We start from the raw sequence: 12,322 nt of genomic DNA on the forward strand, positions 1-12,322 counted from the left end.
CCGTCCTCGCTCACGAAATTCCGCCGCCAACGCATGGACGACGACAAACTGCTCGACAAACTGCTCGCACACACGGTCGAGGTCGCGAAAGAGATGGGGCTGCTGAAGGGACGGACGCTGATCGTCGGTTCGACCCATTCCCGGGCCCGGTACGGGCAGAAGCCGATTGGGCAGGCGATCATCGCGGTAAACCTGAAGCGGATCATCACCCTCTCAAAAGAAAAAACAGGATAAGGGCAAGGAAAAAGAGCGATTGTCCCGACTTGAGTCGGTCCAATCGCCCTTTTTTCTGTTCACGCTCGGATAGAGCGGAGGTTTTTCAGTGCCCTCCGCGAGTAGCGAGAGAGTTTTTGTATTACTTAACGACGTGGATTGGCATACCCATTGCGATTTCTGCCGCTTCCATTGCCATCTCACCGAGTGATGGGTGAGCGTGGATTGTGAGCGCGATATCTTCAGCTGTCATGCCTGCTTCGATGGCGAGACCAAGCTCGGCAATCATATCAGAAGCGCCTGTACCCGCGATTTGAGCACCGATCAAAAGACCGTCCTCTTTACGCGTGATGAGCTTCATGAAGCCGTCTGGCTCGTCGAGGGCGAGGGCACGACCGTTCGCTGCGAATGGGAATTTCGATACTGTGAAATCGAGTCCTTCTTCTTTAGCGAGCGGTTCTGTGTAACCGACTGTCGCAAGTTCAGGGTCAGTGAAGACGACCGCTGGGATTGCTGAGTAGTCGAGGTAAGCCGGCTTACCTGCAGCTGCCTCCGCTGCAACTTTTGCTTCGTAAGAAGCTTTGTGTGCGAGCGGTGGTCCTGGTACGATGTCGCCGATTGCATAAATGTTTTCGTTCGACGTCTTGCACTGGTCGTCGATCTCGATGATGCCGCGGTCGCTGATTTTAACTTCAGCATTCTCGAGGCCGATGTCGCCAGTGTTCGGACGGCGTCCGACTGTGACGAGGACGTAGTCCGCTTCAACAGTCTGTTCTTCGCCGTTCACTTCAAACTTCACGATAACGCCGTCTTCCGTTTCCTCGACGCCTTTTGCAAGAGCGTTCGTGTGGATCGTGACGTTGCCTTTTTGTTTGAGTTTCTTTTTGACGATTTGCGTCATTTGTGGCTCGAAGCCAGACAAGATGTCGCTTGCGCCTTCAACGACTACGACTTCAGTATCGAAGTTCGCATACGCTGTTCCAAGTTCCATTCCGATGTAGCCGCCACCGATGACGACGAGCTTTTTCGGAACTTCTGTAAGAGCCAATGCGCCAGTTGAAGAAAGAACGCGTTTTGACCATTTGAACGATGGGATCTCGATTGGTGTCGAACCAGTCGCGATGATCGCTTTCTTGAACTTGTAAGGAGTTGAGCTATCTTCTGTGATGACACGAACTGTGTCTTCAGCTGCGAAGAACGCTTCACCTTGAACGATTTCGATCTTGTTGCCTTTCAAAAGACCTTTGACGCCGCCAGTCAATTTGTTGACAACCGACTGTTTCCAGTCTTGGACTTTCGTGAAGTCAACTGACACGTTGTCAGATGTGATTCCCATTGTCGAGTGACCTTTAGCGTGCTGGAAGTTATGTCCAGCCGTAATCAACGCTTTAGATGGGATACAACCGACGTTCAAGCAGACACCGCCAAAGTTGCCTCTTTCAACGATTGTAACTTTGAGTCCGAGTTGTGCGCCGCGGATTGCTGCGACGTATCCACCAGGACCGGCGCCGATGACAAGTAAATCAGTTTCTTGTGCGAATTCTCCTACTACCATGTTCTTATCCCTCCATCATTAGAAGTGCTGGATCTTGAAGCAAGCGTTTGACCATGTTGAGCGCGTTTTGAGCAGTCGCACCATCGATGAGACGGTGGTCAAAGCTGAATGAAAGTGCGAGCACTGGTGCTGCGACAATCTCTCCGTCTTTGACGACAGCTTTTTCAGCAATGCGGCCGATACCGAGAATAGCAACTTCCGGGTGGTTGATGACAGGTGTGAACCATTGTCCACCAGCTGAACCGATGTTCGTGATTGTGATCGATCCGCCTTTCATGTCGTCCCCAGCAAGTTTGCCTTCACGGGCTTTGCCAGCAAGCTCATTGATGTTGTTTGCAAGTGCGTAGACTGATTTACGGTCCGCATCTTTGACGACAGGAACGACGAGGCCGTTATCCGTGTCAGCTGCGATACCGATGTTGTAGTAGTTTTTGTAGACGATTTCTTCGTTTACATCGTCGATTGACGCGTTGATCGTTGGGTAAGCTTTCGCTGCCGCTGTCAATGCTTTGACGACGAATGGCAAGTACGTGAGTTTCACGCCTTGGTCAGCCGCGACTTGTTTGAACTCTTTACGGAGTGCGACAAGTTTCGTGACATCGACTTCGTCCATGAGTGTTACGTGCGGAGCCGTATGTTTCGAGTTGACCATCGCTTTCGAGATCGCTTTACGGATACCACGGATTTTCTCGCGCGTTTCGAGTTCAGGTGTAGCTGACTCGTAAGGCTTGATTTCCGTCTTCGCAGCCGAGGCCGTCGCTACAGATTCTGTTTTCTCTGTTGTAGCTTCCGCTGTCGGTGCTTCACCGTTTGCGAACGCGTCGATGTCTTCTTTAAGAATACGCCCGTTGTCGCCCGTTCCTTTGACTTCACGGATGTCGACGCCTTTTTCGCGAGCGTACTTGCGAATCGAAGGCATAGCGATGACACGCTCAGACTTGTGAAGTTGAACTTCACGTGGACCGTCTTCTTTCACGTCTTCTTTTACGTCTTCTTGAATCTCTTCTGTCTTCTCTTCAGCTTTTGGCTGTTCAGGAGCTGCTGCTTCTTCACCGGCTGGTGCGTCACCTTCAATATCGAACGTGATGAGCACGTCGCCGACGATGGCAACTGTTCCTTCAGAGACTTTAACTTCCTTGACTGTTCCGTCAACCGGAGCAGGAATCTCAACGACGGCTTTGTCGTTTTGAACTTCGAGGAGGATGTCATCCTCTTTCACTGTATCCCCTGCTTTGACGAACCACTTGACGATCTCACCTTCGTGAATTCCTTCACCGATGTCTGGTAATTTAAATTCAAATACTGCCACTGGTTTTTCCTCCCATCAAATAATCATGTAAATACGACAAGGGAGACAATTCTCCCTCATCGTTAAATGAACACGATCAGAAGTTGATAACTTCTTTAACTTTTGCAACGACATCTTTATGGTCAGGTAACCATGCATCTTCACCTTGTGCGAAAGCGAAGACCGTGTCTGGTGCAGTTACACGAAGCACTGGTGCTTCGAGGTGAAGAATCGCGCGTTCTTGAATTTCAGTTACGACGTTCGCCGCAATCCCTGCTTGACGCTGTGCCTCTTGAACGACGATCGCGCGGCCAGTCTTTTTAACTGACTCGACGATTGTGTCGATATCAAGCGGGCTGATTGTCATGAGGTCGATTACTTCGACGTTGATGTTTTCTTTTTCAAGCTCTTCAGCTGCTTTGAGTGAAGTATGAACCATCGCACCGTATGTGATGATCGAAACGTCAGTACCTTCGCGTTTCACGTCTGCTTTTCCAAGCTCGATCGTGTAGTCGCCTTCTGGTACTTCGCCACGGAACGAACGGTAAAGTTTCATGTGCTCGAGGAATACGACTGGGTCGTTGTCACGGATTGACGCGATCAAAAGACCTTTTGCATCGTATGGTGTTGACGGGATGACGACTTTAAGACCAGGTGTCTGAGCCATCAATCCTTCAAGGCTGTCCGCATGCAGTTCTGGTGTTTTAACGCCGCCACCGAACGGTGAACGGATTGTAACCGGCTGGCTGTAAGCGCCGCCTGAACGGTAACGCATACGTGCCATTTGGGCAGCAACTGAGTCAAACACTTCGAATACGAATCCGAAGAATTGAACTTCCATGATTGGACGGAAGCCTGTGAGTGCAAGACCGATCGCGAGACCGCCGATACCAGACTCAGCGAGCGGTGTATCGAAGACGCGGTCTTCGCCTAACTCGTCTTGGAGACCTTCCGTTGCACGGAAGACCCCACCGTTTTTACCAACGTCTTCTCCGAAAAGAAGTACTTTCTCGTCGCGCTTCATTTCAACGCGCATCGCATCAGTAATCGCTTGGATCATTGTCATTTGAGCCATAACTTACTTCGACTCCTTTGCTGTATATTCTTCAAGCTGCTCTTTCAAGTTTGAAGGGAGTGTTTCGAACATGTTGTTGATGAAGTCCGAAACTTTTTGTTTTGGTTCTTTGTCCGCGAGGCTGATCGCTTCTTTCACGTCTGCTTTCGCTTGTTCGATCACTTCGTTCTCCATGTCTTCGCTCCAAAGCTTTTTGCCTTCGAGGAAAAGACGGAAACGTACGAGTGGATCTTTTTCTTGGTACTCTGAATCGAGTTCTTTCGTACGGTAACGTGTTGGGTCATCCCCAGCGAGCGTATGTGGTCCGTAACGGTATGTGAGTGCTTCGATGAGCGTCGGTGTCCCATCAAGTGCGTCTTTACGCGCTTGTTGTGTTGCGGCGAAGACAGCAAGTACGTCCATACCGTCAACTTGGATTCCGTTGATGCCCGCTGCTACAGCTTTTTGCGCGATCGTTTTAGCTGCCGTCTGCTTCTCAACAGGTGTCGAGATTGCGAAGCGGTTGTTTTGAACGACGAAGATAGCTGGTGATTTGAATGCACCTGCGAAGTTCATGCCTTCGTAGAAGTCACCTTGTGACGATCCACCGTCACCCGTGTAAGTAATGGCGACGTTCGTGTTGCCGTTGCGTTTGAGGCCCATAGCCACACCCGCTGCTTGAATGATTTGTGCGCCGATGATGATTTGCGGCATTAAGACGTTAACGTCTTCTGGGATGCGGTTTCCTGCCACGTGACCACGTGAGAACAAGAACGCTTGATAAAGCGGAAGTCCGTGGAATACGAGTTGTGGGATATCGCGGTAACCCGGAAGAATCCAGTCTTGCTTGTCGAGCGCGTATTGCGTCCCGATCATCGTTGCTTCTTGACCTGCCACTGGCGCATAGAAACCTAGGCGTCCTTGACGGTTAAGCGAGATGGCACGCTGATCCCAAATTCGAGTATAGACCATGCGGCGCATAAGCTCCTGAAGTTGCTCGTCCGTTACATCTGGCATTGCGTCTTGGTTGACGACCTCGCCCTTCTCGTCGAGAATACGGAACGTTTGGAAGTTTTCTTCCACGTTTTGAAGTACCTGAACGTTGTTCATTCGTTTCACCTCATCCTTTCAACTATGAGACAATTGTCTTTTTTTGTGATCAAACACTACCTCAAATCTTAAGTGTATCTGTCCAAAAAAGCAATCTGTATTAACGTGATTCAGGAAAGTATGACTTCTCCTGCCGTTTCCTAGTCAGTATAAAACGGGTTGTTACAATAACGCAAAAAATATGCTCACTCCATAAAAACGCTTACATGAACACATTTTTCGAATGTTTTACGCTCTGTATCATTTTCATTTCACCTTCTGTACCATCTGAGCGATTCGCTCATTAAATATGATATAATTGGACATATCGCAATTGGAAAGGAAGTTTACCCATGTTAACAATGAAAGACGTGATTCGTGAAGGAGATGAGCGGCTCCGTAACCGTTCAAGTGAAGTCTCGATTCCACCTACGGCAGAAGACCTCGCCCTGCTCGACGAGATGGAAACGTTCCTCGTCAACAGCCAAGACCCTGAGATCAGTGAAAAATATGAGCTTCGCGGCGGTGTCGGGATTGCCGCACCACAACTTGGTGTCAATCGCCGGTTCTTCACCGTCCTGCTAAAAGAGGAAGAAGAGACGTTCAAGCTGTCGATCTTCAATCCGAAAATCACGAGTCATTCGCTCGAACAGACGTATTTGAACGGCGGTGAAGGCTGCTTATCTGTCGACCGCATCGTCAAAGGCAACGTACCGCGTCACCGTCGCATCACCCTCGAAGGATTTGACCGTGACGGCAATCCGATCAAGTTACGTCTTCGCGGGATGCGAGCCATCGTCTGCCAACACGAACTCGACCACTTGGACGGCGTCCTGTTTTATGACCGCATTAATACGACCAATCCGCTAGAAACATACGGTGAACCGATCTGAGGTGACGAGCGTGAAAAAAAAGACACTGTTGTTCCTATTCCCATTCTTGTTTCTTTTAATCGGTGGATGCGTCCGGATCGAATATGACGCCACCGTCCACTATGATCAGTCTGTCACGCTCGAGACGACGTATGCATTCCGCGATCACCCGGTCATGAAGCTATTAAACTTACGGCTCGACTGGGAAACGTGGAAACAACAAGCGAACGATAACGGCTATGCGACTCGAGACTATTCGAGCGAAGACGATTACGAAGGTATGGTGTTAAAGAAGACGTTCAAAAACGCCGATGAACTGCGAAACATTAAACAGGAATGGAAGACCGGACCGGCCGGTGTCCTCGTTCCCCCCGACGTGAAATTTGACGTTCAAAAGGAAGACGGCATTTGGTTCGATTCATACGTATTGAAGACGAACTTGGATTTACGTCTCGATCGCGTTGACTTGCCTGGTGTCAACTTGAGCGGTTCCCCGAAAGAACTCGCCGAGCGTTACATCCGCCAAGCCGACATCCGTTTCAATTTGACGGTACCGACCGGTGTGTTCGTCGAGGACGGGACCGGTCTTGACCCTCGTTCAATGAAACAAGTCGAGTGGCAAGTGTACGGCGGACGCCAAAACAATATGATGCTTGTTGCGCACGTACCGAACGTCAAAGCGTGGACCATCACGATCGTCGTTGCCATCATTGCTAGTGTGACTGCTTTCTTCTTTTGGCGGAGATCTCGGAAAAATGTCGGAAACCCCGACCGGACATCGATTCGTTCGCGCGTGCTCGGTATGTTGATCATCCTGTTAGCGTTAGCCATCATTATCGTGACCGTACGTGAAGAGCTGACGAACGATCGAAAAGTCGAAGCCATCCGTCAAGCCGCCCAAACCGATGAATTCATCCCGACGTTCGCCGTCCACGGCCTGCTTGGGACCGACCGGACGTTCCTCCGCTTCTCCCAATACATGGAGCAGCGCGGACTCGCCAAAGACGGTGCGCTTTGTACGGTGACAGCGAAAGGAGCGGTCGACTGCGTCATCAATGATTACAGTTCGAACCGCCCGATCGTCCGGATTGAATATGAGGATGCTGAAGCGTCCTTGAACAACCAGACGAAATGGTTGAACCTCGCCATCGAAGAGTACAAATCGGAACGAAACCGTTCGTTCGACCGCATGTATGTGATCGGTCACAGTATGGGCGGTGTCGCCGCAGCCAACTACATTTTGAACCAAGACGAGTATATCGTCGATAAGCTCGTTACGTTCGATAGCCCGTTCGCCGGGACGCGCCTCGCCAACTTCGGTTTATCCGCCAGCAACTTCGGTGTGAACACGGGCAGTCCGGCCATCCGCGACTTGTCGCCGAGTTCTGATGGGCTCAAGTCGTTCCAGGCGAAGCTTGAGACGTGGCCCCGCTCCGTCCAAGTGTATTCGTTCTCAGGACGAGGCGGCGAGTTCAACTTGATCGAACCGTCGAGCTCGCTCTTGCTTGAGGAATACACGAACAATATCGGTACCGAGACCGTCCCATACGATCACTTCTCACTTCATCGGAAGACGGACGTGCTCCGTGAGACGGGCGAGTTCTTATACGAGTATTCAAATGAGTTCAATCCAGTCGAAACGCAATAAAACAAGCCCGTCCTCTGATGAGGACGGGCTTGGGCTGTTGACGAACCAATTCGCTTTTCGCGAATTGGTTCGTCTTTTTTATGTTCGATGACCTCGAGTCACTCTGCCCGACATAAAATTGAAAAACTGTTATGTATACGGTCTTTCTAGGCCAACAAATTGGCCAGTTCTTTCATAATTTATGCGGTGACCGCCGCCAGATGGCGACCGTGTGCGTTGCCCGTCCGATGGCGCCCCGTCCCCTGCAGGATAGCAATCCAACGGAGACCCAGCAGCGACGCGAGTCGCGATGCGGCTCCGGGATTGCCTGCGGAAAGCGTGGGCGCCGAAAGGACGAGCGATAGCAATCATGTTAGTCAACAAGTTGAAGCCCGCCCTCTGTTGAGGACGGGCTTGTTTAGGTCAGTAGGTCATCGTCCACGTCAACTTCTGTAACCAGTAGAGCAAGTACTTGCCAATCGGCAAGTCGGTCTGAATCTCATCATAAGCGACGGTGTACGTCCCGTCCTCGTTGTTCCAAAGCCGTTTGAAATAGCTATCGACTTCGCGCATGAACTCGGTCTCGGTCGCAGTCGTCACTTCGACGTCCGCCTCGAGGTTATAGTCGTTCATATTCCGGGTCGTATAGTTGCCAGACCCCATCACGACAACACGCTGCTCGCCTTCGACGTAGAGCATCTTCGGATGATATTGTTCTTTCCCGACTTCGTACCAGCGGACCTCGATCTGTTCCGGATTGACTTCGACGAGCTCAGCCGTGACCGGCAAGTTCGGGAGACCCGACTTATTACGCCCGAACGCGTTCGTGTTCGGGTCAAGGATGAGCTTGACGAACGCGCCGCGCTCGGCGGCGTCGTGGATCGACTGGATGATGTTCCGGTCGGCCAAATAGAACATGCCGATCCAAATCGTCTCGCCCGCTTTCGCCTCTTCCATCGCTTTCAGGACGGCTTCTTGAATTTTCGACTCGGTGACGTAACGAACCTGCATCGGTCCGTCCGAGTCCTCGTCACGTAAGGCGGCAAGTTTTTCTTCACTCGGGAAACGACTCGCATCCCCTTTCGAGAACCGGGCGATCGCCTCTTCCCCTTCAAGAATGTCAGCTAGGATCGGACCGTCGAGTCGGACACCGACATTTGAATGGTAACCGGACGCGTCATGCGGATTCGCCGAGAGGACGAACCCGTCGTTCTCCGTCACCATGACTTTGCGATGGTTCGCTTTCACGTTCAGTAACCGTAAATAAGAACGAATCGTGATGTCCGGTGCCGATTTCGCCATCGGGTTCGAAAGCCAACCGTTCTGGCTGTCCCCGAACCATTGGAAGCCGATGCGATACAACGTCGAGTACAAGATATTCGGGTCACGTAACGCGTCGAGGTTCGTGTAGACGACTTCAGCGCCCGCTTCCTTGAGCACGTCTAAATGGTCAGACGCGTGGCCGTTATACGTCGTGTTGATCTCGTCTGTGATCAACACGACGTTCAAGTCCGGATACAGCTCCATCTGTTCTAAGAGTGCTGACGACAGGCGGGCCGTGATGTCCGGGTACTGTCGATCTTCATTTGAATATGGATTGAATAAGAAAAAGTCCATGACGATATATTCGCTTGCTTCCCGAATCGATCGCTCGACATCTTGGAAGATTTCTTGCTCGGTCACTTCCGTATCTTCCCCTTGGTATGTCAAATCAGACAAAAAATCGATTTGGTCATCCGAGATGTTTACCGATTCGGATGCTCGAGACACCCCTTCTGGTAGCGGTTTTACTTGATGATAAATCATCGTGACTAAAAATAAGAGCGCAAATGCGGCAAGTCCCCATTTGAGCCATCCTGTCTTATGCTTCTGCCGTTCCATACGCACCGTCCCCTTTTTTATGCTCTAAAAAACGGGCTGTAGTCACCTACAGCCCGTTCGTTCATACTTCCATAATGATCGGAAGAACCATTGGGTGTCTTCGTGTTTTTTGAGCCAAGTATGGTGTGAGTGTATCCGAGACGAGTTGTTTCATCTCTGACCACTTCATCTGCTTATTCGACAATCCTTGTTCGACCGTCTTCTTGAGCAAGCGCTCACCGTCACGAATCAAGCTACCCGATTCGCGCATGTACACGAATCCGCGCGAGATGATGTCGGGTCCGGAGACGAGTTTTCGCGTCTTGCCGTCGATGCTGATGACGACGACGACAAGTCCATCTTCTGACAAGATGCGGCGGTCACGTAAGACGATATTGCCGATGTCACCGATGCCGTTTCCGTCAACATAGACGGCGTTCGCCGAAATTTTGCCTGTGATGGCAGCCGAATCGGCGTCGACGGCGAGCACTTCGCCGTTGTCCATTACGAACGTGTTCTCTTTCGGGATCCCGACCGACTGCGCGAGCTCGGCATGTTTCACTAACATGCGGTACTCTCCGTGAATCGGCATGAAGAATTTCGGGTTGAGCAACCGGATCATGAGCAGTTGCTCTTGTTGCGATCCGTGACCTGACGTATGGATGTTCGTGAGTTTACCGTAGACAACGTCAGCGCCCGCTTTGTATAGTTGGTTGATCGTTTTACCGACCGACACGGCGTTACCTGGAATCGGTGACGATGAGAAGATGACCGTGTCGCCAGGGATGATCGAAACTTGACGGTGTGTCCCGTTCGCAATCCGGCTGAGCGCAGCCATCGGTTCACCTTGTGATCCTGTACAGAGAATCGCCACTTCATGTGGTTGGAAGTTGCGCATCTGGTTCGTCTCGATAATCATTCCTTTTGGTACGTTGATGAAGCCGAGATCTTGTCCGATCGTCATGACTTTTTCCATCGAGCGACCGAAGATGAGCAAGTGGCGGCCCGTCTCAGCACAAGAGTCGATGACTTGTTGCAGACGATAGATGTTCGAGGCGAACGTCGCGAAGATGATGCGCCCTTCCGCTTTACGGAACGTCTCACTGATCGTCCCGCCGACGACTTTTTCACTCATCGTGAACCCTTCGATTTCTGCGTTCGTCGAGTCTGACAAGAGACAAAGGACGCCTTCTTTCCCGATCTCAGCCATTTTGGCGATATCAGCCGGCTCGCCGACCGGTGTGAAGTCGAACTTGAAGTCGCCGGTATGGACGATGTTGCCTTGTGGCGTCTTGACGACGACACCGAGCGAGTTCGGAATCGAGTGAGTCGTCCGGAAGAACGAGATACTCGTCTTTCTGAACTTAACGATCGTATCCTCATCGATTTCATGCAATTCGGCCTCGCGAAGCAAGCCATGCTCCTCAAGTTTCACTTTGATCAACCCAAGGGCGAGCTTTGTCGCATAGATCGGCAGTTTGACTTGTTTCAACAAGAACGGGATTCCACCGATATGGTCTTCGTGACCGTGGGTGATGAACACCCCTTTTACTTTTTCTTTGTTTTTGATCAAGTATGAGTAATCTGGAATGACGTAGTCGATCCCAAGCAAGTCATCCTCTGGGAACATAATCCCGGCGTCGATGACAATGATCTCATCTTGAAATTGAGCGACGTACGTATTCTTCCCGATTTCTCCGAGTCCGCCTAATGCGAACACAGCGGTTTGATGGTTCTTTACAAACTTCATTTAATCTCTCCTTACTTCTAGTTAGTTGATTTTCATCTATGTGATACATAAGTGATTCTCGTGATAAAGTTATGTCTCCGTAAGATTCTTTCTTCATTATAGCTCATATTGTGACAAAATTTCACTAATGACGTCAGATTGAGGGCTGTTTCTTGATTTCGTGGTATGCTTTTTTGTATAGACATACCCTAAACAAGACAGAGAAAGCATGGTGATTCGAATGGAAGATAAAAAAGTAGTCTTTTTTGACATTGACGGCACACTTCTCCACGAAGGGACGTATATTCCGCCTTCGACGATTGCGGCGATCGAACAACTTCGTGCGAACGGAGTCGAGACGTTCATCGCGACGGGACGAGGCCCGGCGATGCTCTCAGACATCCCGCAGCAACTTGGAATCGAGAGCATGGTGTGCTACAACGGCCAAATCGTCGTCCACCGCGGGGAAATCGTCTATCGGAACACGCTACCGACTCATGCGCTCAGCCGTTTGACGGACCATGCGGGTACGAACGACCACACACTCGTCTATCTCGGACAAGACCGTGGCGGCGCGACGAAACCGAACGACCACGTCGTCGAACAGTCGCTCGGTGAACTCGATATACCGATCCCGACGTACGCGCCAAACTTCCACATTGAACAGGACGTCTATCAGACGTTGCTCTACTGCACGCCTGAAGAAGAGCATCGTTATCTCGACGCTTACAGCGAATTCGATTTTATCCGCTGGCACCCGCATGCGATGGACGTCATCAATCGCGGGGCGAGCAAGGCGGACGGCATTCGCCACTTCATCGAGACGAACGGCTATCGCCTCGAGAACACATACGCCTTCGGTGACGCGTTGAACGACTTGGCGATGCTCCGATACGTCGGTACAGGCATCGCGATGGGCAACGGACGAGCCGAGGCAAAAGAAGCGGCCGACTTTGTGACGAAATCGATTCTTGAAGACGGTATCGAGTATGGACTAAGAAAAATGAAATTAATCTAAAAACAACGAGAGGCGCG

Annotated in this window: 9 protein-coding genes and 1 pseudogene; 4 read left to right on the forward strand and 6 right to left on the reverse strand. The window is 50.9% G+C overall.

Annotated elements, in window-relative coordinates:
* Positions 1-234, forward strand: a pseudogene (locus EVJ32_RS16185) (IS5/IS1182 family transposase); the annotation flags it as partial.
* 121 nt (positions 235-355) lie between these two features.
* On the opposite strand, the gene lpdA reads toward EVJ32_RS16185, so the two are convergent.
* The 4 genes from lpdA to pdhA all read right to left on the reverse strand — a co-directional run bounded on the left by lpdA (position 356) and on the right by pdhA (position 5,220).
* Positions 356-1,768 (reverse strand): dihydrolipoyl dehydrogenase, encoded by a 1,413-nt coding sequence (lpdA, locus tag EVJ32_RS05220; RefSeq protein WP_131457242.1) that lies wholly within the window; start codon positions 1,766-1,768, stop codon positions 356-358.
* Between the two features lie 4 nt (positions 1,769-1,772).
* Complete coding sequence (locus EVJ32_RS05225; RefSeq protein ID WP_131457244.1) at positions 1,773-3,077, reverse strand: dihydrolipoamide acetyltransferase family protein; 1,305 nt, start codon at positions 3,075-3,077, stop codon at positions 1,773-1,775.
* 76 nt (positions 3,078-3,153) lie between these two features.
* Positions 3,154-4,131 carry an alpha-ketoacid dehydrogenase subunit beta gene (locus EVJ32_RS05230; protein WP_070327596.1) on the reverse strand — a complete coding sequence of 326 codons (978 nt, stop codon included), beginning with the start codon at positions 4,129-4,131 and terminating at the stop codon, positions 3,154-3,156.
* 3 nt (positions 4,132-4,134) lie between these two features.
* Entirely contained in the window at positions 4,135-5,220 is a 1,086-nt protein-coding gene (gene pdhA, locus EVJ32_RS05235) for a pyruvate dehydrogenase (acetyl-transferring) E1 component subunit alpha (RefSeq protein ID WP_131457246.1), read from the reverse strand.
* A gap of 332 nt (positions 5,221-5,552) precedes the next feature.
* Here pdhA and def point away from each other — a divergent pair, with 332 nt between their 5' ends.
* Together def and EVJ32_RS05245 are read left to right on the forward strand one after the other, a co-directional pair.
* Complete coding sequence (gene def / locus EVJ32_RS05240) at positions 5,553-6,092, forward strand: peptide deformylase (protein WP_131457248.1); 540 nt, start codon at positions 5,553-5,555, stop codon at positions 6,090-6,092.
* A 1-nt stretch (position 6,093) separates the two neighbouring features.
* Entirely contained in the window at positions 6,094-7,719 is a 1,626-nt protein-coding gene (locus EVJ32_RS05245) for an alpha/beta hydrolase (RefSeq protein ID WP_131457375.1), read from the forward strand.
* A 402-nt stretch (positions 7,720-8,121) separates the two neighbouring features.
* Here the strand turns inward: EVJ32_RS05245 and EVJ32_RS05250 are convergent, their stop codons facing one another.
* The gene (locus EVJ32_RS05250; protein WP_131457250.1) at positions 8,122-9,579 is read right to left on the reverse strand and encodes a phospholipase D family protein; all 1,458 of its coding nucleotides are present in this window, start codon (positions 9,577-9,579) and stop codon (positions 8,122-8,124) included.
* 61 nt (positions 9,580-9,640) lie between these two features.
* Positions 9,641-11,308, reverse strand: coding sequence for a ribonuclease J1 (rnjA, locus tag EVJ32_RS05255; protein WP_070327600.1), 1,668 nt, complete (start codon positions 11,306-11,308; stop codon positions 9,641-9,643).
* A 208-nt stretch (positions 11,309-11,516) separates the two neighbouring features.
* Between rnjA and EVJ32_RS05260 the strand changes: the two genes are divergently transcribed.
* Entirely contained in the window at positions 11,517-12,305 is a 789-nt protein-coding gene (locus tag EVJ32_RS05260; RefSeq protein WP_201738307.1) for a Cof-type HAD-IIB family hydrolase, read from the forward strand.
* Positions 12,306-12,322: the final 17 nt, after the last annotated feature.

Source organism: Exiguobacterium sp. SH5S4 (assembly GCF_004337045.1).
Lineage (GTDB): Bacteria > Bacillota > Bacilli > Exiguobacteriales > Exiguobacteriaceae > Exiguobacterium > Exiguobacterium aurantiacum_A.

What these genes read in the sequence shown, in the direction of transcription:
- rnjA (WP_070327600.1), bottom strand. Translation starts at nt 11,308, where the DNA reads ATGAAGTTTGTAAAGAACCATCAAACCGCTGTGTTCGCATTAGGCGGA.
- EVJ32_RS05230 (WP_070327596.1), bottom strand. Translation starts at nt 4,131, where the DNA reads ATGGCTCAAATGACAATGATCCAAGCGATTACTGATGCGATGCGCGTT.
- EVJ32_RS05260 (WP_201738307.1), top strand. Translation starts at nt 11,517, where the DNA reads ATGGTGATTCGAATGGAAGATAAAAAAGTAGTCTTTTTTGACATTGAC.
- EVJ32_RS05250 (WP_131457250.1), bottom strand. Translation starts at nt 9,579, where the DNA reads ATGGAACGGCAGAAGCATAAGACAGGATGGCTCAAATGGGGACTTGCC.
- pdhA (WP_131457246.1), bottom strand. Translation starts at nt 5,220, where the DNA reads ATGAACAACGTTCAGGTACTTCAAAACGTGGAAGAAAACTTCCAAACG.
- def (WP_131457248.1), top strand. Translation starts at nt 5,553, where the DNA reads ATGTTAACAATGAAAGACGTGATTCGTGAAGGAGATGAGCGGCTCCGT.
- lpdA (WP_131457242.1), bottom strand. Translation starts at nt 1,768, where the DNA reads ATGGTAGTAGGAGAATTCGCACAAGAAACTGATTTACTTGTCATCGGC.